Origin of the sequence: Haloechinothrix halophila YIM 93223 (assembly GCF_000504245.1) — a bacterium.
In the GTDB taxonomy this organism is placed as follows: Bacteria; Actinomycetota; Actinomycetes; order Mycobacteriales; family Pseudonocardiaceae; genus Haloechinothrix_A; species Haloechinothrix_A halophila.
Map to the genome: position 1 here is coordinate 4,356,171 of NZ_KI632509.1, position 24,263 is coordinate 4,380,433.

The following is a 24,263-nucleotide window of genomic DNA, read 5'->3' on the forward strand; positions in this document are numbered from 1 at the left end:
AATGGTAGCACAGTGGTAGTGACTTACCACTGCTCCGTCTCAGGGGTGCTCTTCAACTCCGCACGAGCGCGGCTTAGCCGGTCGCGCCACCAGGCGACGCGCTCGGGGTCGGTCTGCTCGACCCGGGCGAGCCGACCGGGATCCGGTTCCGGCGGCCTGCGACGCACCGGGAGGTAGCCAGCGACCGGCCGTATCGGCTCCGCCACGACGTCGTCCCGCAGCAACGACGTCGTGCCGAGCCCGCACGCGAAGTCGAGCCGGGGCAACGCCGCCGCGAGCGCGACCTGCGCACCGAGACCAACGCTGGTTTCCAGCGCCGAGGACACCACGCAGGGCAGGCCGGCCGCGTCAGCGATACGCAGCGCCCGCCGCACCCCGCCGAGCGGTGTGCACTTGATGACGGCGACGTCCGCGGCGCCTGCGACCGCGACGCGCATCGGGTCGTCGGCCCGCCTGATGGACTCGTCGGCCGCGATGCGGACGTCGACCGCGCGCCGGACCGCCGCCAGCTCCTCGATGGTCGCGCACGGCTGCTCGACGTACTCCAACCCGCCCGCTGCCTTGTCGAGCAACCGGATCGCCGTGATCGCGGTGTCGACGTCCCAGGCACCGTTGACGTCGACACGGATCGCACCGGACGGTCCCAGCGCGTCCCGCACCGATTCGACACGCGCCAGGTCCTCGGTGAGCGAGTCCGGGTGATCAGCGATCTTGATCTTGGCGGTACCACAGTCCGACGCCGCCGCGATCTCGCGAGCACGGTCCGGGCTGACAGCGGGCACGGTGCAGTTGACGGCGATGTGGTCGCGCACCGGCTCCGGCCAGCCAACGACGCACTGTTCGACAGCGGTGGCCAGCCACGACGCGGCGACGCGGTCGTCGTACTCGGGGAACGGACAGAACTCGCCCCACCCGGCAGGGCCACGCAGCAGCATGCCCTCGCGCACCGTGATGCCCCGGAACCGCGTGGTCATCGGGATCGCGTAGACGCGCGCGTCGTCGAAGTCGATGTCGTCGAGAGCCAGCACGACGACGACCGTAGCCGACCAGCTGCCCGCTACCGAGCTCGCAAGGCGAGAAAGAAGTCCACCCGATGCTCCAACGTCGCCAGCGACCGGCCGGTCAGCTCCTCAATGCGCCTTATGCGATACCGCAGCGTGTTGACGTGCACGTGAAGCCGTTCGGCGCACGCCGTCCATGACCCGGACGCGGCGAGGAACGCCTCCAACGTGCCGATCAGGTCCGAGCCGTGCCGCTCGTCGTAGGCGAGCACTGGTCCCAGCACACGGGTGAGAAACGTCCGCCGGACGTCGTCTGGCACCGTCGCCAGCAATAGCGCGTGAGAGTCGATCTCGTCGGTCGCGAGCACCGCCACGGTGCCCCCGCGCAGTTCGGCCAGCGTACGGGCCTGCCTCGCCTCGCTGAGCGCGGCGCTCAATCCATCGGGCCCCGACGTTGGCAAGCTCAGGCCAAGCAGCAACCGTCCGTCCGCCATGGCGGGTGCGAGCGCACTGGCCTGCGCGCGCAGCATGTCCGTCACCGTCTCCGAACGCAGCGGCAGCAACGCCACCGCCTCGTTATCGACGGCGGAAACCAGCGTCCGCCCGTCCCGCACTACCGTAGCGAGCACTTCGTCGAGGATGCGGCAGGCGAGCTGACCGTCGGCGACCGGAAGCAGCGAGGCTGACACCGCGACGTATGGGTGATCGCCCAATCCGAACTCCGCGAGCCTGCCCGCGATCTCCTCCCGCGTCGAGCGGCCCGATAGCACCAGTCGGAACAGCTGCTCAGCCACGACGCGATCCGCCCTGCGGCCTTCCTCGATCCGTTCCCGCTCCAGCGCGAGCAGCGACGCCAACTCCGTGACGGACTCGTGCCGTACCCGTGGCCACTCCCGGAAATCGCCCTCGCACGCGAGAAACCACGCGGTGGCGCGGTGTTCACTACGGACGTCGACAGGAAACAGCGAGTAGGTCCCCGCGTCACCGGAGCCGCCTATCGTGACGACCCGAGGCAGGCTGGTCGCGACGAGGAACCGCTCCGCCAATAACGCACCGACCTCGTCGCCACCCTCCGACACCACCGGCGAGCGCCCCGTCGCGGTGCGGAGGAAGCACCGGACATCGGTGCCTTCCGACCAGAGCCGCAGCACGGTGTCCAGCCCCGCGCCCTCGGCGACGGCGGCGAGGAGCTTGCGCCTGCGGTCGAGCTGTTCGGCCAGGTCGCCCTGCCGTTCGATGGTCAACAGGTGGATCACGCGATCGGTGATCGTCGCGAACGAGACATCGACCGGCACCTCGAGCAACGGGATCTCCCGTGCGACGCACGCGGTGACCAGGTCGGGCGGCACGGTGCCATAAGCCGCGTCGCCCGCCGCGATGCACGCGACGTGACGCGCGGCCGTCACGGACACGAAGTCGGCTGAATCGGCGGTGCCGCGCCGCCACATCATCCCGGTGAGCACGAGTTCGCCGCCGCTCAGATAGCGGCTGGGATCGAGCAGGTCCGTCGTGTAGACCCACCGGATCGGGCGATCCATGCCCGCCTCACCCGTCAGCGGCACGAGATGCAGGTCGCTCATCTCGACGAGATCCCTGACGCGCATCGCTCCACCCGCCTTTCCACGTCCGCCCAGTCCCCTGCCGAACCCGGCTGAAACGAGCGGTTCTTGGAGGATCCTACAACGCGAGCGACGTCGCGGGGCCGGTCTTTCATGGCTCCTGCCACTGGTCGCACAGGGGCAGACGTTGGTGTACTACTTGCTATGGCGCAGCTCACATCCGACCGCGACGATCCGTCGCTGACCTGGCTCAACAACGCCGACCCCGAGGCGGCGCGTTATGCCGTGCTCCGCTGCTGCTCCGCCCCATCGTGGGTGGACACGGTAACAGCGAACCGGCCCTATCGATCTTTGGATGATCTGCTGAACACCTCGGACGACGCTGTGAACAGGCTCACCGAGGACGACATCGAGCAGGCCATCGCGGGCCACCCCCGCATCGGGGAGAACGCCGGTGGCAAGAGCGCCAGCGGCGACAACCCCAGCGACGACGGCCCAGCCAGCGCCGACCAGTCCGAGCACTGGTCCCGGCAGGAGCAGTCCGGCACGCACGGCGCGTCCGACGACGTGCGCACCGAGCTGGCCAAGGGCAACGTCGCGTATGAGGAGCGGTTCGGCCGGGTGTTTCTGATCTGCGCCACCGGGTTGTCCGCCGAGCAGATGCTCACGCGGCTGCGTGAACGCCTCGACAACGACCCCGATACCGAGCGTGCCGTGGTGCGCGAGGAACTCCGCAAGATCAATCGACTGCGACTGGAAAAGCTGGTGCGCTCATGAGCCTGTCCACCCATGTCCTCGACAGCGCGCGCGGCCGTCCCGCCACCGGGGTGCCGGTTCGCCTGGAGACCCGCAAGCAAGACGGCTGGGTCCCCGTCGCCGAGGCCACCACAGACGACGACGGCCGGGTTCGCGAGTTCGTCCCCGACGGGCCACCCGAAGGCGTACACCGGCTGGTGTTCGACACCGAGACGTACTTCACCGGAGCACAGGCCTTCTACCCCGAGGTCGTCGTGACCTTCCAGATCACCGATCCGGCCGAGCACTACCACGTACCGCTGCTGCTCAGCCCATTCGCCTACTCCACCTACCGAGGGAGCTGACCGATGGCCATCCAGCTTGGCGAGAACCAATACGGCAAGGCCGAGACCCGACTGGTGCACGTCACCCGGGGCGCGGCGGCGCACAAGATCGTCGACCTCAACGTCTCGACGGCGCTGTCCGGTGACCTCGCGGACACCCACATCACCGGCGACAACGCCAAAGTGTTGCCCACCGACACGCAGAAGAACACCGTCTTCGCCTTCGCCAAGGAACACGGCGTCGGCGAGATCGAGGACTTCGGGCTGAAGCTCGCGCGGCACTTCGTGTCCACACAGGACCCGATCTACCGCGCCCGCGTCACCATCGAGCAGTACGGCTGGGAACGCATCGACGTCGGCGACTCCCCCGCGCCGCACTCGTTCCAGCGCACCGGCCGCGAGACGCGCACCGCGATGGTCACCGTGGACGGTACCGACGGCGAACGGGCGTGGGTCGTCTCCGGGCTCAAGGACCTGGTCGTGCTCAACACCACCGACTCGGAGTTCTGGGGCTACCCCAAGGACCGCTACACCACGCTGCCCGAGACCCACGACCGCATCCTCGCCACCGCGGTCAACGCGCAGTGGCGGCACGTCGATGCCGACAGCGACTGGGGCAAGTCGTACGACGCGGTACGCAAACACCTGACCGAGGCGTTCGCGACGACCTACAGCCTGTCACTGCAGCAGACGCTGTACGCGATGGGCGAGCGGGTGCTCGAAAACTGCCCCGAGATCGCCGAGGTCCGGCTGTCGCTGCCGAACAAGCACCACTTCGTCGTGGACATGGCGCCGTTCGGACTGCGCAATGAGAACGAGGTGTTCTTCGCCGCCGACCGGCCCTACGGCCTCATCGAGGGCACGATCGTGCAGGACACCGCCCCCGATCCTGGTCTGGCGTGGTGATGGCGATGGAGTTCTTGCGACCCGCCACCTGGGACGAGGCGCTGGCCGCCAAGGCCGAGCATCCCGGCGCGCTGCCGATCTCCGGCGGCACCGACGTCATGGTGGAGATCAACTTCGACGCCACCCGCCCGGAGTACCTGCTCGACCTCACCCGTATCGAGGAGCTGACCGACTGGTCAGCGGATGGCGAGCGGCTGCGCATCGGCGCTGGCGTGACCTACACCAGTCTGATCGCCGACCTGGCCGACCGGTTGCCAGGCCTGGCGATGGCGTCCCGCACCGTCGGCTCGCCGCAGATCCGCAACCGGGGCACCGTCGCGGGCAACCTGGGCTCGGCATCGCCCGCGGGGGACGCGCACCCGCCACTGCTCGCGGACGATGCCGTCGTCGAGGCGCACTCGGCGCGCGGCGTGCGGCACATCCCGATCACCGAGTTCTACACCGGTGTGAAGCGCAACGCCCTCGAACCGGACGAGCTGATCGCGGCGGTACTGGTGCCGCCAGCCGACGGCCCGCAGCAGTTCGCCAAGATCGGCACCCGCAACGCCATGGTCATCTCGGTGACGGCGTTCGGACTGGCGCTGCACCCGAGCACCGGCACCGTCGGCGCGGCGTTCGGCTCGGCAGCACCCACCCCGCGCCGCGCGACGAAGGCCGAGCAGTTCCTGGCCGCAGAGCTGACCGAGTCCGGCCGCTGGGACTCCCGCGCCGAACTCGATCCCGCCGCCGTCACCCGGTTCGGGGCACTGGTCGCCGAGGCGGCCACCCCGATCGACGACGTCCGAGGCACCGCCGACTACCGCACACACGCCCTGTCCGTCATGGCGCGACGGACGCTGGTCTGGGCGTGGACCGACTACCGCAGGAAGCGGGTGAGGACATGCGCGTGAAGTGCACCGTCAACGGCCAGCCGCAAGAGATCGACGACGTCTGGGAGGGCGAGAGCCTGCTCTACGCGCTGCGCGAGCGCATGGGCCTTCCCGGGTCGAAGAACGCCTGTGAACAAGGCGAATGCGGCTCCTGCACGGTCTACCTCGACGGCACGCCGGTCTGCGCGTGCTTGGTCGCGGCAGGCCAGGCTGCCGACCGCGATGTGGTGACCGTCGAGGGCCTCGCCGAGGACGACGAACTGCACCCGGTGCAGCAGGCGTTCCTCGACGCCGGGGCGGTGCAGTGTGGCTTCTGCACGCCAGGGCTGCTGGTCGCGACGCACGACTTGCTCGAGCGCGAGCCGCAGCCGAGCGACCCGGAGATTCGCGAGGCGCTAGCGGGCAACCTGTGCCGCTGCACCGGCTACGAGAAGATCCTGGACGCCGTCCGGCAGGCCGCCGCGACGTCGGCACAGTCGAAGGCGGGCCCGTCATGACCCGCACCGTCATCGAGGGCTGCGCCGTCGCGACGGTGGACCCGGCGGGTACCGAGTACGCCGACGGCCATGTCGTGATCGAGAACGGCCGGATCAGCGCCGTCGGGCCCGGCCGTGCACCGGAGGCGCGGGGGGCCGCCAGGCGAGCCGGGCACACCGAGTACGTCGACGGCAGCGGCTGCCTGGCCACGCCCGGCCTGGTGAACACCCACCATCACCTCTACCAGTGGGCCAGCCGTGGCTTGGCGCAGGACGAGACGCTGTTCGGCTGGCTGACCGCCCTCTACCCCGTGTGGGCCGGGATTGACGCCGACATCACGTCCGCGGCGGCCGGTGCCGCGCTGGGCTGGCTGGCGAAGTCGGGTTGCACGACGTCCACCGACCACCACTACGTCTTTCCACACCAGAGTGGCGACCTCCTCGCCGCCGAGATCGAGGCGGCCACGCGCGTTGGCGTGCGGTTCCACCCGTGCCGGGGCTCGATGGACCTCGGGCAGTCGGCAGGCGGGCTGCCGCCGGACCACGTCGTCGAGGACCGCGACAGCATCCTGACCGCCACCGAGGCCGCCATCGACACCTGGCACGACCCCGCCCCGGATGCGCTGGTGCGGATCGCGGTGGCGCCGTGCTCACCGTTCTCGGCCTCCGGCGAACTGATGCGGGAGACCGCCGAGTTGGCGCGGCGCAAGGGCGTGCGGCTGCACACCCACCTCGCGGAAACACTGGACGAGGAAAACTACGCCCGCGAGCAGTTCGGCCGCTCCCCCGTCGACTACATCGACGACCTCGGCTGGCTCGGCGATGACGTCTGGCTGGCGCACTGCGTGCACCTGGACGACGCCGCCGTGAAGCGGCTCGGCACCACCGGCACTGGCGTCGCGCACTGCCCGACGTCCAACGCCCGCCTGGGCGCGGGCATGGCCCCCGTGCGCGCGCTGCTGGACGCGGGTGCGCCGGTCGGCCTCGGCGTCGACGGCGCGGCGTCCAACGAGCAAAGCTCACTCGGCGACGAGCTGCGACAGGCCGCCCTTCTCGCGCGGCTGCGCGGCGGTCCGGACGCGCTGACGGCACGGGATGCCCTCGAACTGGGCACCCTTGGCGGGGCCCGCTGCCTTGGCCGGGAAGCCGACATCGGTTCGCTCGAGCCAGGCAAGCTCGCCGACATCGCGCTGTGGCGCGTCGACGGCCTTGGCCACGCCGGGATCACCGACCCGGTCGCCGCCCTGGTGCTCGGCCCGCGCCCGCCGCTGGCCCGGCTGCTTGTCGGCGGCCGCACCGTCATCGAGCACGACCATCTGTCCACCGTGGACGAATTCGAGCTCGCCAGTGCCGCGCGCACCGCGAGCCGCACGCTGCAGGAGGCGCACCGATGAGCACGCCAACCCGCACCGAACAGAATCTCGGCGCCGACATCGCTGGCGGCGTCGGCGAGAGCCCGCTGCGCCCGGACGGCACCCTCAAGGTCACCGGCGAGTTCGCCTACTCGTCCGACCTGTGGCTCACCGGGATGCTGTGGGGCGCGACGCTGCGCAGCCCGCATCCATCGGCACGCATCCGCTCGATCGACATCACCGAGGCGGTGCGCACCGACGGCGTGTACGCCGTGCTCACCCACGACGACGTCCCCGGCGACAACCTCTACGGCCTCGAACACGCCGACCAGCCGGTGCTCGCCGGCGACGTGATCCGTTACCAGGGCGAGGCGGTCGCGATCGTGGCCGCCGACCACCCGGAGACGGCCCGGCGCGCGGTGAACAAGATCGTCGTCGACTACGAGGTGCACGAACCGCTGACCGACCCGGAGCAGGCCGTGTTCGACAGCACCGCTCCCGCGCTGCACGAGGGCGGTAACGTGCTGCGGCACCTGCCGATCCGCAGGGGCGACCCGGACGCCACCGCCGACGTCGTCGTCCACGGCGAGTACGAGGTCGGCATGCAGGACCAGGCGTTCCTCGGTCCGGAGTCGGGGCTGGCGGTGCCCGCCGACGATGGCGGCATCGACCTCTACATCGCGACGCAGTGGCTCCACGTCGACCAGAAGCAACTGTGCCGCGTGCTCGGTATGCCCGCCAACAAGGTGCGGCTGTCGCTGGCAGGGGTCGGCGGCGCGTTCGGCGCGCGCGAGGACCTGTCGATGCAGGCGCACGCATGTCTGCTCGCGCTACAGACCGGACGCCCGGTGAAGATGATGTACTCCCGCGAGGAATCGTTCTTCGGCCACGTCCATCGCCACCCCGCGAAGATGCGCTACGAGCACGGTGCCACCCGCGACGGGAAGCTGGTCTACGTCAAGGCGCAGATCATCCTGGACGGCGGCGCCTACGCGTCAAGCACGCCCGCCGTCGTCGCCAACGCCGCCACCCTCGGCGTCGGCCCGTACAAGGTGCGCAACGTGTCGGTCGACTGCTACGGCGTCTACACCAACAACCCACCGTGCGGCGCGATGCGCGGCTTCGGCGCGGTGCAGGCCGCGTTCGGCTACGAGTCGCAAATGGACAAACTCGCCGACGCGCTCGACATGGACCCGGTCGAGGTGCGCACCCGCAACGCGCTGCACGAAGGCGCGACCATGCCCACCGGGCAGGTGGTCGACTCCGCGGCGCCGGTCGAGGAGCTGCTGGAGCGGGTCAAGGCGATGCCACTGCCACCAGAGCCAAACGCGTCCGATCTGGACGGTTACGACCTGCGGCTGCTGCCAGGCGGGGTGTCCAACACCACCCACGGCGAAGGCGTGCGGCGCGGTGTCGGCTACGCCATCGGCATCAAGAACGTCTGCTTCTCCGAGGGCTTCGACGACTACTCGACCGCACGGGTCACGCTCAAGGTGAACGGCGGCGACGCGGTGGCCACGGTGTACACCGCGGCGGCCGAGGTCGGCCAGGGCCTGGTCACCGTGCAGCAGCAGATCGCACGCACCGAGCTGGGCGTGGAACAGGTCGTGATCCAGCCAGCCGACACCGGCGTCGGCTCCGGCGGGTCGACGTCGGCGTCCCGGCAGACCTACGTCACCGGCGGCGCGGTCAAGGCCGCCTGCGAGCAGGTTCGCGCGCGGGTGCTGCGGCAGGCCGCGAAGCACCTTGACCTGCCTGCCAGCCAGCTTCGGCTGCACGCAGGCAAGATCGTCTCCGCGGACGAGGCCGTTGTCGCCGCCGTGGTCGACGTCCTCGGCGGCGAGACGATCACCGAGACCGTCACCTGGCGGCACCGCCCGACGCATCCGCTCGACGAGAACGGGCAAGGCAACGCGCACGTGCAGTACGCCTTCGCCGCCCACCGCGCCATCGTGGACGTCGACGTCGAGCTGGGCCTGGTGCGCGTGGTGCAGCTGGACTGTGCCCAGGACGTCGGCAAGGCGATGAACCCTGACGCCGTCGTCGGCCAGATCCACGGCGGCTCGGCGCAGGGCCTCGGCCTGGCTGTCATGGAGGAGATCCAGGTCTCCGGCGGCATGGTGCGCAACCCGTCGTTCACCGACTACCTCATCCCCACCATTCTCGACATGCCACCCATGCAGGTGGACGTGCTCGAACTCGCCGACCCGAACGCCCCGTACGGGCTGCGCGGCGTTGGCGAACCTCCGACGATCTCGTCGACCCCCGCGATCGTCGCCGCCATCCGGCACGCGACGGGCGCTGACCTGACCCGGGTCCCCGTACAACCGCACCACATCACCGGTACTCCGTAGCGGCGCGTCCGCAGCGACGTTCCGCATCACCCTCGCACGCCCGAATTCAGGGAGCGGCCATGTTCGGAAAGTCCGCCACACCACACGAATCCGCACAACCACGACAGAAACATCGGGCCACACATCCGGTTGACGAGGTGCTGCCCGTACCCAAGATGGCCGTCTACGGCCTGCAGCACGTGCTCACCTTCTACGCGGGTGCCGCGATCGTGCCGCTGCTGGTGGCAGGCGCACTCGGTATGAACCCGCAGCAGCTCGGCTTCCTCATCAACGCCAACCTGTTCACCTGCGGCATCGCGACGCTGATCCAGACCATCGGTTTCTGGAAGATCGGCGTGCGGTTGCCGGTCGTGCAGGGCACTACCTTCGTCGCGGTCGGGCCGATGATCGCCATCGGGATGTCGCAGGGCGGCGGCGTGCCAGGGTTACTGGAGATCTACGGCGCGGTGATCGTCGCCGGCGTCTTCGCGTTCGTGATCGCGCCATTCTTCGCCAAGGTGGTCCGGTTCTTCCCGCCGATCGTCACCGGCACCGTGATCACCAGCATCGGGATCGTGCTGCTGCCGGTCGCCGCACTGGAAGCGGGCGGCGGCAACGCGGACGACCCGGAGTTCGGCAGCCTGACCAACCTCGCGCTCGCGGGCACGACGCTGCTGCTGATTCTGGGCATGTACCGCTTCTTCCGAGGTTTCGCGGCCACCATCGCGGTGCTGCTCGGCCTCATCGCTGGCACCGGGATCGCCGCGCTGGTAGGCAAGGTGGACTTCGCGGGCGTCACCGACGCCTCGTGGGTCGGCGTGATCACGCCGTTCCACTTCGGACTGCCCACCTTCGGCATCGCCGCGATCGCCTCGATGATCATCGTCATGCTGATCACCGCCGTCGAGATGACCGGCGACACACTCGCGGTGGGCGAGATCGTGCGCAAGAAGGTCGGTCCTGACGGGATCGCCCGCGCCATCCGCAGCGGTGGGCTGTCCACGACGATCGGCGGCGTGCTCAACTCGTTCCCCTACACCAGCTACTCAGCCAACGCCGGACTGGTGCGACTGACTGGCGTGCGGAGCCGCTGGGTCGTCGCGGCGGCGGGCGTGTTCATGCTGATCATCGGGCTGGTGCCGAAGACGGGCGCCGGCGTCGCCGCGATTCCGCATCCGGTGCTTGGCGGGGCCGGACTGGTGCTGTTCGGCGCGGTCGGCGTCGTCGGCATCCAGATCCTGCGCAGGGCAGAGCTGACCGACCAGCGCAACGTGGTCATCCTGGCCACCAGCCTCGGGCTGGCACTGATCCCGGTGGCCTTCCCCGACTTCTACGCGCTGCTGCCCGAGGCGTTGCAGATGATCTTCGCGAGCGGCATCACGATGGCCGCGCTGTCGGCGATCATCCTGAACCTGCTGTTCAACGAGCTGCGCCGCAAGCAGGCCGACCCGATCGACGCGATGGCGCCGCCACCGTCGACGGTGACGCTGGCGCAGGTCAACGCGATGGGAAAGGCCGAGTTCGTCGACCGGTTCGCCACCGTCTTCCAAGGCGGCGAGTGGATCGCCGAGCGCGCGGCGGACGAGCGCCCGTTCGACGAGGTCTATGCCCTGCGGCGAGCACTGCACAGTGCGCTGTTCGACGCGGACGTCGACCAGCAGCTACGCCTCATCCGCTCCTACCAGGATCTCGCTGGGCCGGAGCTCGACGAGAAACTGCTCGGGCCGGAGTCGCTGCGCGACCGGTGCGCGTGTGGTCTCGACAAGCTCGAGTCCGATGAGGACGAGCGGTTGCGTGAGATCAACGCGGCCTACCGGGAGAAGTTCGGCTTCCCGCTGGTGATCTGTGTTCGCGGCAGCACCAAGGAAGCGGTACTGGCCACGGCGGAGTCCCGCGTGCTCAACTCCCCAGCGCAGGAGATGGCGACCGCGCTGGTCGAGATCGCCAAGATCGCCAACCAACGGCTCGCCGAGTTGGTCGACGACCCGTCGTTCAAGGCCGAGAAACCGGTCTCGGCATGACATCGGTGGTCAGCTGCCGCGGGTGCGACCGCCTGCCGGCAGCTGACCACCCCCTGACGAGTAGGAAAGTGACACCCCATGACACAGACAACTCCCCGCGACGCCGCCGAGACGTCCTGGCTCAGCTTCGCCGTGCGCCTGGCACGCGAGAACGTCGCCGCGGGCGGTGGGCCGTTCGGCGCGCTCATCGTGCGCGACGGACAGCTGGTAGCGACCGGCACCAACCGCGTCACCCTCGACAGCGACCCGACGGCACACGCCGAGGTGGTCGCCATCAGGGAGGCCTGCCGCAAGCTGGCCACCTTCGACCTGACCGGCTGCGAGCTGGTCAGCTCCTGCGAGCCGTGCCCGCTGTGCGTGTCGGCGGCATTGTGGGCGCGGGTGGACCGGGTCAGCTACACCGCCGACCGCTACGACGCGGCCAAGGCTGGCTTCGACGACCTGGCGTTCTACGACCTGTTCGAGACACCGCGGGCGGAGTGGAGCGTGCCGGTGCTGGCCATCGAGACCGAGGACCACACCGCACCGTTCGACGCCTGGCTGGCCAAGGATGACCGGGTCGCGTACTGACGCACCGCGTCTGGGGCGCACCTGTCGGCAGGTGCGCCCCAGACGAGCGGCGGTCGGGTCAGCCGGATCAGTGGGCGTCGGCGTGCACCGCTGGCGCGCGGCGACCCATGAACACGAAGTGGAGCAGGGCGCCGATGGCCGCACCGATCAGCCAGGCGAAGCCGGTCATGTCCTCGAGCGCGGGCACCCACACCGTGGCGATCGAGAACACCGACGCGATGCCGAACGCGGCGAGCGCCTTGAGGTTCCAGCCCTTGGTGTAGTAGTAGGTGCCGTCCGGCTTGGCCGAGAACAGCTCCTGCACGCGGAGGCGCTGCTTACGGAGCAGGTAGTAGTCGATCACCATGATCCCGTAGAGCGGCGCGAGCACGGCGCCGAGCGTGTCGACGAACTTCGCGATACCCATGTTGCTGATGACGGCGACCCACAGCGCCCCGATGCCGAAGGCGATCACCGCGGTGATGACACCGCCAACCCGGAAGCTGATCTTGGACGGCATCAGGTTCGCCAGGTCGTAGGCGGGCGGGATGAAGTTCGCGACCAGGTTGATGCCGACCGTGGCGGCGAAGAATGTCAGCGCGGCGATGACGGTGAGCCAGACGTTGTCCACCCGCTCCACGATGTCGGCAGGGTTGGTCAGCGCCTCGCCATAGAGCACTCCGGTACCCGCCGTGATGACCAGCGCGAGGAAGGAGAACACCGCGAGGCTGACCGGCAGGCCGAGCAGGTTGCCGCGCCGCATCCCGCGCTCGGTCGTGACGAAGCGCGAGAAGTCGCCGTAGTTGATGATCACGGCGGCGAAGTAGGCGACCATCGTGCCGACCACCGCGACGAACGCGCTGATCCCGCCGGTGCCACCACCGCCGGCGAAGACGTCGCCGAGCCCGGCGAGCAGTCCGCTGCCCGCCTTGATCCAGATGGCGATCATCAGCGCGATCATCACGACGTAGACCATCGGCGCTGCCCAGTTCAGGTAGCGCTTGATCCACTCGATGCCGCGCAGGAACAGCGAGACCTGGAACACCGCGACGATCAGGTAGGACAACCAGCCGATGGCGGACATGCCGAGTACCGTCGCGCCGCCCGAGTAGCCGGTGACCGCGGTGATGAGCAACGCGATCGCGGTTGAGGCGAAGTAAGTCTGCACGCCGTACCAGAAGATCGCGACGATACCTCGGATCAGCGCGGGGAACTGCGCTCCTCGTACACCCATGCTGGCGCGTGCCATCACCGGGTACGGAATGCCGTACTTCACGCTGGGCTTGCCGGTCAGGTTGACGAGGAACATGACGATGACCCCGGCGAGCACAATGCCCGCCATCACCCACCAGCCGTTCAGGCCGGAGGTGATGAACAACGTGGCTGCCAGGGTGTAGCCGAACAGGCTCTGGATGTCGTTCGACCAGACGTTGAAGATCTCGAACGCTCCCCACTTCCGCTCGCGGTGCGGCAGCGGGGCGAGGTCGTCGTTGTAGAGGGTTGGATCCTTCTCGACAATGGCGAGAGGGTCATGGCCTGGGGTGGACGGTGGCTGGCCGGTGAACGAGTTCGCGTCGTGCGATGGGTTCCCGGTGATCTGATGACTGCTCACGGGTGGCTCCCTGACTGGAATGAGTGCACTCTGCCGACATCACTACCTCGGGTGAAGGTGCATGACGCTCCCGAGTGCTTCCGCTTCGCGGAATGTGCCTTCCGTTAATCGGATTACACCACCATGGTGTGACGTACGTCAATGTTCGCAGGCCATGTGCGTGAAGTGATAACTGAACAGCGCGTGAAGGGTCACCTTCACATAACGACCGGACGGCGCCGGGTGACGACCTTCTAGACTCCGCAGTGCCATGGCAGAGCCGCAGCAGGACGATCCCGCCGCACCAACCGACGACACCGAGCTGGGTGCCCGCATCCGCACGCTCCGCGTCGAGCGGGGCAGATCGTTGCGTGCGCTCGCCGAGGAGCTGGGGATCAGCCCGAGCGCGCTGTCGCAGATCGAACGCGGCAAGATGCGGCCTTCGGTGACCCGGCTGATCCAGATCATGTCGCTGCTCGATGCGCCACTCGCCGCGGCCTTCGGCAACGGCACACAGGCACAGGGCGACGGCCAACAGGCGGGGCCGGAGGCGGCTGACAGGCACCGGACATGGTCATCGACCATGGGCGACGAGGTCGTGGTGACACGCTCCGGCGACGTCGCGACGCTGATGCTGGGCCAGGGCGTGCGGTACCGGCGGCTGAGCCCAGTGCCCATTACCGGGCTGGAGATTTACGAGTCCACCTACCCACCAGGATCCAGCTCAACTCACGACGACGAGTACCTGCGGCACGATGGCCACGAGCTGGGCAGCGTGCAGTCAGGGACGCTGACCGTCGACATCGGCTTCGACCGGTACGAGCTGGGGCCGGGCGATGCGATCACGTTCCCGTCAACGACGCCGCATCGCATCAGCAACCACACCGCCGTGCCCGCCGTCGCGGTCTGGGTCAACCTGCGCTGACGTCACGCGGGTGTCAGGGTGCCAGATACACGCCGACGCCGGCGTGCCGTGTCGGCAAGGGCACGCCGGCGTCGGTGCGGGTGTATCCGAGTGTTACAGCTCGCCTGCCTTGAGCTGGTCGATGTAGTCCGCGTTGTCCTCCAACCACGTGTCGACCGACTGCTCGTTCTTCTCGCCGTCGTTCTGGTTGAACATGATCTCTTCCAGCGAGCTCAACTGCTCGTCGGTCATCTTGAAGTTGCCGATCCACTCCGCGGCTTCCGGGAACTCCTCGCCGAACCCGTCCTTGCCGAGCGCGTGGATCTCCTCCGGGTCACCCAGCGCGTTCTTCGGGTCCTCGAGGTCGCGGATCGGGAACGCCGAGTAGGCCCAGTGCGGCCGCCACAACGTGACCACGATGTTCTCGCCCTTGTCGATCGCGGACTTCAGCTCCGCCAGCATCGCCGGCGTCGACGAGGTCACCAGCTTCATGTTGTCCAGCCCGTACTCCGGGATCACCTGGTCCTTGGTGATCCGGGTCAGGCCGGCGCCCGGCTCGATACCGATGATCTGGCCGTCGAACTCGTCCGCGTTGTCCTTCAGCTCCTCGAGCGACTGGATCGGCGCGTCCTCGTTCACCGCGATCGTCAGCGGCGCGTCATCGAACCACGTGGCCAGGTCCTCCATGTCCTCGCCGAACCGCTGCCAGTAGTCCTTGTGCGTCTCCGGCAGCCACGCGTCGAAGGTCACGTCGAACTGGCCTTGTGCGACACCGGCGTAAATCGGGCCTGGATCGGCGGTCTCGTAGCTGACCTCGGCACCGGCCTCTTCGAAGATGTGCCCCCACAGGTAGGAGGCGGCGATGCCTTCCTCCCAGCCGCTGAACACGCCGATGGTGATCTCTTCACCGGCCAGCGGTTGCTGCTCGCCGTTGCCCCCATCACCGCCTGCGGTGCCGTCACCACCGTCGTCACCACAGGACGCGAGCACCAGCGACGCGGCCGCGAGGCCAGCGATCATCTGGACCGCACGTGTCGTTCTCTTGATCTTCATGTCTCCTCCTTAGTAGTCCTCATTCGGGCAGATGGACCACGTTGGACTTGGGCATTCAACACTTCACTTCGCCTTCGCGAGACGACCCTTCAACTTGGCAAGACGACCTGACGTGCCCGACCGTGTCCCGAGTGCCGCGGTCACCCTATCCAGGTAGATCGCGAGGATCACGACGGACAGACCCGCCTCCGCCCCAGGGCCGATCTCCACGCGAGAAAGCGCGGAGAGTACTTCTTGCCCCAACCCGGGGGCACCGACGAATCCGGCGAGGACGACCATCGACAGCGCCAGCATGATGACCTGGTTGACGCCTGCCATGATCGTCGGCCGGGCGAGCGGAATCTGAATCTGTCGCAGGATCTCGCCAGGCGAGCTGCCGAAGGCGTGCCCTGCCTCGACAACCTCCTGGTCGACCTGCCGGATGCCGAGCTCGGTAAGCCGGACGCCGGGCGGCATCGCGAACACGATCGTGGCGATGAGGCCGGGTACGACGCCGACGCCGAAGAAAAAGATCGCCGGGATCAGATAGACCAGCGGCGGCATGGTCTGCATGAAGTCGAGCACCGGCCGGACAGCGTTGCTGACGACGTCCGACCGTGCTGCGGCGATGCCGACCGGGATGGCGAGCACTGTCGCGATGACCACCGAGCCCACGATCAGCGCCAACGTCTCCATGGCGGGTTCCCACAGGTTGAGCAGGGAGATCAGGAACAGGGCGGCGGTGCCGCCGATGCCGAACTTCCAGCCGCGCGCGAGTAACCCGAGCACGCCGAGGATCAGGATCATCACGACGTCTGGAGGCCAGGTGAACAGGTCCGCCAACGCCTCATAGGCCCCGAGCAACACATTGGTCAGGAACTCGAAGAACGCGGGAAAGGTCTCCGTCAGCCAATCGACGAACTGCGCAACCCAACGGCCGAGCGGGAGACGCCACTGCTCTATGTCCTGGAGCAACTCACCCATGGCTGGCCTCCTGCTCCCGGTCCTGTCCCGCATCAGCACTGACCATCGCGTGCAACAGGTGCTGCTCCCGGATGACGCCGAGCGTCTGGTTGTCGCCGTCGACGACGGCCAGCGGCAGCGGCCTGCGGTCGGTCATGGCGAAGACATCGGCCAGCAGCGTGTCCGCGGCGACCGTGTCGTACCCGCCGTGCGAGTCGTCGGTCGATGCCGCTGGGCTCGACACTGGCTCCATCACGGAAGCCGCTGTGAGCACCCGCGTCCGGTCGACGTCCTTGACGAACTCCGCGACGTAGTCGTTAGCCGGTTCGCGCAGGATCTCCTCCGACGTTCCGATTTGTACGATCCTACCTGCCCGCATCATCGCGATTCGGTCACCGAGCCGCATCGCCTCATTGAGATCATGCGTGATGAACACGATCGTCTTGTCCAACCGCTTCTGCAAATCGATGAGCTGATCCTGCATCTCCCGCCGGATCAACGGGTCCAGCGCGGAAAACGCCTCATCCATCAGCATGATGTCGGTTTCCGCCGCCAACGCCCGCGCGAGACCGACGCGCTGCTTCATACCACCGGAAAGCTGCCCCGGAAGCTTGTCCTCCCAGCCGGACAGGCCGACCAGGTTCAGTGCGTCCCTGCCCTTCTTGTCGCGAGCCTCCTTGTCGAACCCGCGAATCTTCAACGCGTATGCCGCGTTTTCCAGCACCGTGCGGTGTGGCAGCAGCGCGAAGTGCTGGAACACCATGCTCATTTCCTCGGAGCGCAGCTGACGCAACGACTTGGCGTCCAACTCGGCCACGTCCCTGCCACCGACGTGGACATGCCCCGCCGATGGGGTGAGCAACCCGTTGAGCATGCGGATCAGCGTCGACTTCCCTGAGCCGGACAAGCCCATGACGACGAAGATCTCGCCGGGCTGGACTTCGAAACCGACATCGATCACGGCGGGGGTGGCGCCCTGTGCGGCAACCTCCTCCGTACTCGCTCCGTCACGCAGTTGGCGCACCACATCATCGGGGCGCCTACCGAATACTTTGTAGAGCCCTTCGGCTCTGATAGCGGCCACGAACACCTCCCGGGCCGGTAGGTTAGACGGACCGGATGGATCATGCCAGTTCCGGCTATCGTGGTTCTCTTTGACCGTACAACGGCATATCAGAGGTTTCGAGCTCACAGGCCCCACAGGCGCTCCGAGTCGGTGAACCGCAACCGCATCGCAATACGCGCGTCGCCGGCATTGGCACACGACCGCTCGGTGGACGACGCACCCTCCCCCATTCGCCAGCCCCGTTGTCGACACGCCGCACCGGCGTGCACTAGAGTTTGGGCAGTCGACCAAGTCGGTCGTACAAGTCGATTGCCCAAGGAGAGTCATGGTCACCACGGCGGAGCGGGGCAAGCAGGTGCGGCAGCGACTGCTTACCGCGGCGATCGAGCTGATTCCGGAGCGTGGCTGGCATGCCGTCAGCACCCGCCAGCTCGCCGAGCGGGCGGGCGTCGCACCAGGGCTGGTGCACTATCACTTCGACTCGCTGTCCGCGCTGCTGCGCGCGGCGGCCGTCGCCGCGATGCGGCAGACGGTGACCGAGGCCGAGGACGTCCTCAGCGAGGTGACCGACGCGGCGACCGGGCTCGACGCACTGCTGCGCGCGCTGGACGACTACACCGGAACCGATCCGACGTCACTGCTGTTCATCGAGACGTACCTCGCCGCGACCCGCGACGAGGCGTTGCGCGCCGACCTCGCCGACGTGCTTGACGGCTTCCGTGCGCGCCTCAGCCGCTGGCTCGACGGCGTCGGAACACCCGATCCGGCGAGCACGGCGGCCGTGCTCGCCGCGAGCATCGACGGCTTACTACTGCACCGGGCGTTGCACCCGGACCTGACCGCACGTGTGGCGTCGCCTGTGCTGCTGCGCGTGCTCACCGACAGAGAGGGGAACTGACATGCGAGTGGTGATCTGCGGCGCCGGCATCGCCGGGCTGACCCTGGGGAACCTGCTGAGCGAGCGCGACTGGGAGGTCACGATCGTCGACCACGCGCCAGCGCCACGCACCGCGGGCTACATGGTGGACTTCTTCGGGCTCGGTTATGACGCGGCCGAGCGAATGGGTCTGCTACCCAGGCTGACCGAGTTGGGCTACGACGTGCCATGGGCGGATTTCGTCGACGACAGCGGACGCGGACGAGCACGGCTGAGCTACGACCGGTTCGCCCGCGCCGTCAACGGCAAGCTGCTGTCGATCATGCGACCGGACCTGGAACTGGCGCTGCGGGAACGGCTCCCCGGCCAGCTGGAGATGCGCTACGGAACCACGGTGTCCGCGATCGACGAGCGCGACGACATCGTGCGAGCCCAGCTGTCCGACGGCAGCGAGATCGAGGCCGACCTGCTGGTGGGCGCCGATGGCATCCACTCAACGGTGCGCGGCTTGATGTTCGGCGACGAGCAGCGGTTCTTCCGCTACCTCGGGATGCAGACCGCCGCGTACACCTTCGACGCGCCCGAGGTGCGTGCCCGCCTCGGCGACGGCTTCGCGCTGACCGACACGGCCCAGCGGATGATGGGCTGCTACGGGCTGCGTGACGGCACGGTCGCGGTGTTCGCGACCCACTACCGAGACGAGCCCGCGCTGCCCGCCGACATTCCGGCATTCCTGCGCGAGGAGTACGGCTCGCTCGGCTGGATCGTGCCCACCGCGCTGGCGCGGATGCCCGAGGAGCACGAGATCTACTACGACCAGGTCGCACAGGTCGACGTGCCCCAATGGAGTACGGGACGAGTCACGCTGATCGGAGACGCCTGCCAGGCCGTGTCACTGCTGGCGGGCCAGGGCGCATCGCTGGCCATGGCCGGTGCGTACGTGCTGGCGTCATGCCTGTCGGACGCGTCATCGGTGACCGGGGCGTTGCGGCGGTACGAGACGCACTGGCGGCCGGTCGTCGTGGACAAGCAGCGCGCGGGACGCCGGGGCGCCGAGTGGTTCCTGCCGCGGTCACGCGGCAGGGTGCTCGCGCGCAGGGCGATGCTGCGGCTGTCCGCGATTCCGGGCGTGGAGCGGATGCTCGGCGCGTCGGTCACCGGCAAGAACGCCGTACGGCTGGACGACATCAGCGCCGAACGGCTGACGACCACGGGCTGAGCGAGGCCCCTGCGATTGTCGGTGGTCGATGCGAACATGTGTTCGTGTCAGTGCCGTCAACGCAAGCGACGATCCTGCACGCCGACCTCGACGCGTTCTTCGCGTCGGTCGAGCAGCGTGACGATCCCGCATTGCGGGGACGTCCGGTGCTGGTCGGCGGCGGGGTGGTGCTCGCGGCAAGCTACGAGGCGCGGGCCTACGGCGTGCGCGGCGCGATGGGTGGGGCGCAGGCTCGGCGGCTCTGCCCGCATGCCGTCGTCGTGCCACCGAGGATGTCGGCGTACGCCGAGGCGAGCAAGGCGGTGTTCGACGTCTTCGAACGGACCAGCCCACACGTCGAGGGACTGTCGATCGATGAGGCGTTCCTCGAGGTGTCCGGGCTGCGCGGGATCGCTGGCAGCCCGACCGACATCGCCGCGCGGCTGCGGCACGAGGTGCGCGAGCGGGTCGGGCTGCCGATCACGGTCGGCGTGGCGCGCACGAAGTTTCTGGCGAAGGTAGCCAGCGGGGTGGCCAAGCCGGACGGCCTGCTGGTGGTCGAGCCGGACGGTGAGTTGAGCTTCCTGCATCCGCTGCCGGTCGGGAAGCTGTGGGGTGTCGGGCCGGTAACCGAAGCGAGGCTGCGCGATCGGGGAATGCACACGGTCGGCGACGTCGCCAGGTACAGCGAAGCCACGCTGACCGCGCTACTCGGCCCCGCGGCCGGGCGGCACCTGCATCGACTGGCGCACAACCAGGACCCACGCCCCGTGCGACGACGCAAACGGCGCGGTTCGATCGGCGCGCAACGTGCGCTGGGCAGGGCGCCGAAGACGCCCGACGACATCGACGCGGCACTGACCGGGCTGGTGGAGCGAGTGTGCCGCCGGATGCGCCGAGCGGACCGGCTCGGCCGCACGGTAGTACTGCGGTTGCGGTTCGACGACTACACCCGCGCGACCCGCTCGCACACCCTGGCCGCGCCGACCGCCAGGACGTCGTTGGTGCTCGCGACCGCGCGACACCTGCTGCGGACGGCCATGCCGCACGTCGACCGCGACGGGCTGACACTGATCGGCGTGGCGGTGGCGAATCTCAGGGACGAGGCGTCCGCGCAGTTGGAGCTGCCGTTCTGGACGGGGGACGGTGCTCATCCCCGCACCGCGGTCGATGTCGATCCCGTGCTGGACGACGTCCGCGAGCGCTTCGGCACCGACGCCATCACCAGAGGCACCCTGCTCGGCCGCTCCCCCGGCGTCGCGATGCCGACCCTGCCGGATTGAGCGGCGCGAGCCTCACTCCAGCAGCGCGTCGACGAACGCCTCCGGCTCGAACGGCGCGAGATCGTCCGGGCCCTCGCCAAGACCGACGAGCTTGACCGGGACACCGAGTTCGCGCTGCACCTGGAAGACGATGCCGCCCTTCGCGGTGCCGTCGAGCTTAGTCAGCACGATGCCGGTGACGTTGACGACCTCACCGAACACCCTGGCTTGCGCGAGGCCGTTCTGGCCGGTGGTCGCGTCGAGCACCAGTAGCACCTCGTCGACGCGGGCCTGCTTCTCGACCACCCGCTTGACCTTGCCCAACTCATCCATCAGGCCGGTTTTGGTGTGCAGCCTGCCCGCGGTGTCGACCAGCACGGCGTCCGCCCCAGCGTCGATGCCGCGCTTGACCGCGTCGAACGCGACCGACGCGGGGTCCGCTCCTTCGTTGCCGCGCACGACCTCCGCTCCGACGCGCTCCGACCAGGTCTGCAACTGGTCCGCCGCCGCCGCGCGGAAGGTGTCCGCCGCACCGAGCACGACCTTGTGGTCCTGCCCGACCAGCACACGGGCGAGCTTGCCGGTGGTGGTGGTCTTGCCGGTGCCGTTGACGCCCGCGACCAGCACGACGGCGGGACGCTTGCTGCCGTCGACGTCGTGCGGCAATGCGCGCACCGACCGCTCCAGCTCCGGATGCAGCGCGTTGACCAGCACCTCACGCAGCACCGTGCGCGCCTGCTCGGACGACCGCACGCCCCGCGCATGCAGCTCTTCACGCAGCTGGGTGACGATCTCGGTGGTGGTCGCCGCGCCGAGATCCGCGACGAGCAGCGTGTCCTCGACTTCTTCCCAGGAATCCTCGTCGAGGTCACCAGCGCCGAGCAGGCCGACGAGGCTCTGCCCGAACGCAGAACGGGACTTCGACAGTTTGCCGCGCAACCGACCGAGCCTGCCCGCTGGCGGTTCGATCTCCTCCAGTGGCTCGGCCTGAGGTTCGGGCGCGGCCTGCGGTGCGGATTCCGGCTCCGCCGGCCGCGCTGGTGCCTCGGTGTCGGCAGGGCGCTCCGGGGCCGCCGCGGTCGACTGCTCCGGCACCTCCTCGGTGTCAGCAGGGGCAGTCTGCTCACTGGGGAGCGTGACGTCGACGATGCCGCGGCGCGGCGACTCACGGGGCACGGCGGCGTCGTCCCCGACGCCGGGCTCGCCATCGGTCTCGGGGCGCTCCTCGACCGGATGGTCGGGCGGGGTGCCGCTCTGCCGCTGTTCGGTGCCACCGGGTGCCAGCGCGATCCCGCCACCGGCGCTATAGCCCTGCCCCGACGGGGCGCCTCCCTCGTCGGCGCGCCCCTGCTCACGCAGGCTGATCTTGCGCTTGCGGGAGAGCGTGAATCCCGCGACGAGCGCGACCGTCAGCAGGATGACGACGCCGAGGATGACCCATAACCAGAGGTTGTCCATCACGAAACCATCCTCCCATCCGGTCGTGCGCGGCAGGGATGGCGGTATTGGTTGTGCGAGGACACCAGGCACCCGAGTCGGGTGGCCCGGGGGAATCTCACCCCCGGGCTCCCTCAGAACGGAGCGTGACAGTCTCCCGTCACTCCGCTCTTCTCATCGCAGTCCCGCAAACGTGCGCACCCACCGCCAGTGGGTGAACAGTTCGGGCTCTCGATCGACGAGTCCGAACCACCACTGGGTGAAGCAGCGGTAGCCGCGCAGTCGCTTGTACTTCTTGCCTGCCCAGCGCATCAGGTAGGTGTTGATGCGCTGAAGGAGGGGATACATCTTCGACCGGTAGAACCGGCCATAGTAGTTAATCCAGCCCGCCACGATCGGGTTGATCGCCTCGGCGAGCTCGTCCAGGTCGTACCTGGTGCGTCGGTGGAGCCGCCAGCGGCGGACCTGCGCGTGCATCTTCTTGAGCGCGTCCTTGCTGACGGCAGGCTGGAAACTGACGAACAGCGTCCCGCCCTTGTCCACCGCTGCTCGCGGCTGAAACGTGTAGCCCAGGAACGTAAACGACGTGTGCTCGTACGCACCGCGCCGATTGTTGTCCTTGCAGTACACGATCCGGGTCTTGTCGGGATGCAGTTGCAGCCCCAGACCCTCCAGCCGCTCGGCCAGCGCCGCCCGCACCTGGCGGGCTTGGCGCTCGGTCACACAGTGCACGACCGCATCATCGGCGTAACGTTCGAACTCCACGGTCGGGAACTCCCGAGCCAGGAACATGTCGAACGCGTAGTGCAGCACCACATTCGCCAGGACCGGGGAGACCGCCGATCCCTGCGGGGTACCGCGATCCCGCTCGACCAGGGTGCCATCGGGCAGCTGCAGCGGCGCTGTGAGCCACCGCTTCACATACAGCAGCACCCATTTGCGGTCGGTATTGACCTTGACCGCCTTGACGACGAGACCGTGATCCAGCGAGTCGAAGAACTTACGGATGTCAAGATCGAGCACCCAGTCCTTCTTCCAACACCGCGTCCGGCACCGGGCCAGCGCATCATGCGCGGACCTGCCCGGCCGATACCCGTAGGAGTCGGGATGAAAGATCGACTCCGTCCGGGGTTCCAACTGCAGCGCGACCACGGTCTGCGCGATCCGGTCCGCCACGGTCGGAACCCCAAGGATCCGGGTCCCGTCGCCATGCGGCTTCGGTATCTCCACCGCCTTCACCGCAGGCGGAAAATACGTCCCCGACGACATCCGATTCCAGATCTTGTACAGATTGTTCCGCAGATCGGTCTCGAACATCTCCATCGTCACGCCATCCACCCCAGCGGCACCCTTATTGGCCTTAACGCGCCGATACGCCTCCCACACCAGTTGCTTCGAAATATCAAACGACTTGTCCACCGGACCTGACTTGCCCACCCGTCTCCTCCCGCGAGGACAGCTGTCCCCGGGTTGCTCGTGCGACCAAATCCACGATGAGCCGGCCCCTTCGCTCCACCCCCATTACAGGGCTTCACCACTACTACGAGCCGGTCCGCCAGCGAGCGCCGCCTCGGTACTCAACGCCTCCGGTTTCCGCCGTCGGCGCGCTCCCTCTCGCACACCCGCACCGCCGGGTGTGGACGTGCAGTATCGACACTCGCCTTCCCACGTTCCGCGCAGGAGCCGCAGACCAGACTCACGCCGCCTTCATGCCGGACACCACCTGGCCAATAAGTGGGCACCCACCAGGCTCATCCCGGGAACTCAACTTCTCCCCGGTTTCGATGC

Annotated in this window: 21 protein-coding genes; 13 read left to right on the top strand and 8 right to left on the bottom strand. The window is 68.3% G+C overall.

Features of this window, described 5'->3' with window-relative positions:
* Nucleotides 1–23 precede the first annotated feature (23 nt).
* Both AMYHA_RS19825 and AMYHA_RS19830 read right to left on the bottom strand, forming a co-directional pair.
* On the bottom strand, nt 24–1,028 hold the full coding sequence (locus AMYHA_RS19825; RefSeq protein WP_269189769.1) for an o-succinylbenzoate synthase: 1,005 nt from the start codon (nt 1,026–1,028) through the stop codon (nt 24–26).
* Between the two features lie 29 nt (nt 1,029–1,057).
* Nucleotides 1,058–2,605, bottom strand: coding sequence for a PucR family transcriptional regulator (locus AMYHA_RS19830; RefSeq protein WP_034273437.1), 1,548 nt, complete (start codon nt 2,603–2,605; stop codon nt 1,058–1,060).
* Between the two features lie 159 nt (nt 2,606–2,764).
* On the opposite strand from AMYHA_RS19830, the gene uraD (AMYHA_RS19835) reads away from it, so the two are divergent.
* The 9 genes from uraD (AMYHA_RS19835) (at nt 2,765) to AMYHA_RS19875 (ending at nt 12,166) form a co-directional block, all read left to right on the top strand.
* Nucleotides 2,765–3,337 (top strand): 2-oxo-4-hydroxy-4-carboxy-5-ureidoimidazoline decarboxylase, encoded by a 573-nt coding sequence (gene uraD, locus AMYHA_RS19835; protein WP_034273439.1) that lies wholly within the window; start codon nt 2,765–2,767, stop codon nt 3,335–3,337.
* Entirely contained in the window at nt 3,334–3,660 is a 327-nt protein-coding gene (uraH, locus tag AMYHA_RS19840) for a hydroxyisourate hydrolase (RefSeq protein WP_034273441.1), read from the top strand. Before uraD (AMYHA_RS19835) ends, uraH begins: the two co-directional genes overlap by 4 nt.
* Before the next feature lie 3 nt (nt 3,661–3,663).
* The gene (gene pucL / locus AMYHA_RS19845) at nt 3,664–4,545 is read left to right on the top strand and encodes a factor-independent urate hydroxylase (RefSeq protein WP_034273443.1); all 882 of its coding nucleotides are present in this window, start codon (nt 3,664–3,666) and stop codon (nt 4,543–4,545) included.
* A 5-nt stretch (nt 4,546–4,550) separates the two neighbouring features.
* Nucleotides 4,551–5,435, top strand: coding sequence for an FAD binding domain-containing protein (locus AMYHA_RS19850; protein ID WP_034278081.1), 885 nt, complete (start codon nt 4,551–4,553; stop codon nt 5,433–5,435).
* The gene (locus tag AMYHA_RS19855; RefSeq protein ID WP_034273445.1) at nt 5,426–5,911 is read left to right on the top strand and encodes a (2Fe-2S)-binding protein; all 486 of its coding nucleotides are present in this window, start codon (nt 5,426–5,428) and stop codon (nt 5,909–5,911) included. Before AMYHA_RS19850 ends, AMYHA_RS19855 begins: the two co-directional genes overlap by 10 nt.
* Entirely contained in the window at nt 5,908–7,284 is a 1,377-nt protein-coding gene (locus AMYHA_RS19860; protein WP_034273447.1) for an 8-oxoguanine deaminase, read from the top strand. Before AMYHA_RS19855 ends, AMYHA_RS19860 begins: the two co-directional genes overlap by 4 nt.
* Complete coding sequence (gene pucD / locus AMYHA_RS19865) at nt 7,281–9,596, top strand: xanthine dehydrogenase subunit D (protein WP_034273449.1); 2,316 nt, start codon at nt 7,281–7,283, stop codon at nt 9,594–9,596. Before AMYHA_RS19860 ends, pucD begins: the two co-directional genes overlap by 4 nt.
* 137 nt (nt 9,597–9,733) lie before the next feature.
* On the top strand, nt 9,734–11,596 hold the full coding sequence (gene uraD / locus AMYHA_RS19870) for a 2-oxo-4-hydroxy-4-carboxy-5-ureidoimidazoline decarboxylase (protein WP_034278085.1): 1,863 nt from the start codon (nt 9,734–9,736) through the stop codon (nt 11,594–11,596).
* A gap of 78 nt (nt 11,597–11,674) precedes the next feature.
* Nucleotides 11,675–12,166: a nucleoside deaminase gene (locus tag AMYHA_RS19875; RefSeq protein ID WP_034273451.1), complete on the top strand. Its 492-nt coding sequence runs from the start codon at nt 11,675–11,677 to the stop codon at nt 12,164–12,166.
* Between the two features lie 67 nt (nt 12,167–12,233).
* Here AMYHA_RS19875 and AMYHA_RS19880 read toward each other — a convergent pair whose 3' ends face one another.
* Complete coding sequence (locus AMYHA_RS19880) at nt 12,234–13,757, bottom strand: NCS1 family nucleobase:cation symporter-1 (protein WP_196776937.1); 1,524 nt, start codon at nt 13,755–13,757, stop codon at nt 12,234–12,236.
* 250 nt (nt 13,758–14,007) lie between these two features.
* Here AMYHA_RS19880 and AMYHA_RS19885 point away from each other — a divergent pair, with 250 nt between their 5' ends.
* The gene (locus AMYHA_RS19885) at nt 14,008–14,661 is read left to right on the top strand and encodes a helix-turn-helix domain-containing protein (protein ID WP_034273454.1); all 654 of its coding nucleotides are present in this window, start codon (nt 14,008–14,010) and stop codon (nt 14,659–14,661) included.
* A gap of 93 nt (nt 14,662–14,754) precedes the next feature.
* On the opposite strand, the gene AMYHA_RS19890 is transcribed toward AMYHA_RS19885, so the two are convergent.
* The 3 genes from AMYHA_RS19890 to AMYHA_RS19900 all read right to left on the bottom strand — a co-directional run bounded on the left by AMYHA_RS19890 (nt 14,755) and on the right by AMYHA_RS19900 (nt 17,725).
* Nucleotides 14,755–15,693: a glycine betaine ABC transporter substrate-binding protein gene (locus AMYHA_RS19890; RefSeq protein WP_034273458.1), complete on the bottom strand. Its 939-nt coding sequence runs from the start codon at nt 15,691–15,693 to the stop codon at nt 14,755–14,757.
* A 63-nt stretch (nt 15,694–15,756) separates the two neighbouring features.
* Nucleotides 15,757–16,656: an ABC transporter permease gene (locus tag AMYHA_RS19895; protein WP_034273459.1), complete on the bottom strand. Its 900-nt coding sequence runs from the start codon at nt 16,654–16,656 to the stop codon at nt 15,757–15,759.
* On the bottom strand, nt 16,649–17,725 hold the full coding sequence (locus tag AMYHA_RS19900; RefSeq protein ID WP_231104835.1) for a quaternary amine ABC transporter ATP-binding protein: 1,077 nt from the start codon (nt 17,723–17,725) through the stop codon (nt 16,649–16,651). Before AMYHA_RS19900 ends, AMYHA_RS19895 begins: the two co-directional genes overlap by 8 nt.
* Before the next feature lie 301 nt (nt 17,726–18,026).
* Here AMYHA_RS19900 and AMYHA_RS19905 point away from each other — a divergent pair, with 301 nt between their 5' ends.
* From AMYHA_RS19905 to dinB, 3 genes are read left to right on the top strand one after another with little or no spacing between them, the layout of a single operon-like run.
* Nucleotides 18,027–18,599, top strand: coding sequence for a TetR/AcrR family transcriptional regulator (locus AMYHA_RS19905; RefSeq protein ID WP_034273462.1), 573 nt, complete (start codon nt 18,027–18,029; stop codon nt 18,597–18,599).
* Nucleotide 18,600: 1 nt separating this feature from the next.
* Nucleotides 18,601–19,797, top strand: coding sequence for an FAD-dependent monooxygenase (locus tag AMYHA_RS19910; RefSeq protein ID WP_034273465.1), 1,197 nt, complete (start codon nt 18,601–18,603; stop codon nt 19,795–19,797).
* A 38-nt stretch (nt 19,798–19,835) separates the two neighbouring features.
* Entirely contained in the window at nt 19,836–21,059 is a 1,224-nt protein-coding gene (dinB, locus tag AMYHA_RS19915) for a DNA polymerase IV (protein WP_034273466.1), read from the top strand.
* Between the two features lie 12 nt (nt 21,060–21,071).
* On the opposite strand, the gene ftsY is transcribed toward dinB, so the two are convergent.
* Together ftsY and ltrA are read right to left on the bottom strand one after the other, a co-directional pair.
* Nucleotides 21,072–22,496 carry a signal recognition particle-docking protein FtsY gene (ftsY, locus tag AMYHA_RS19920; RefSeq protein WP_196777024.1) on the bottom strand — a complete coding sequence of 475 codons (1,425 nt, stop codon included), beginning with the start codon at nt 22,494–22,496 and terminating at the stop codon, nt 21,072–21,074.
* Nucleotides 22,497–22,649: 153 nt separating this feature from the next.
* Nucleotides 22,650–23,912, bottom strand: coding sequence for a group II intron reverse transcriptase/maturase (gene ltrA / locus AMYHA_RS19925; RefSeq protein WP_231104698.1), 1,263 nt, complete (start codon nt 23,910–23,912; stop codon nt 22,650–22,652).
* Nucleotides 23,913–24,263: the final 351 nt, after the last annotated feature.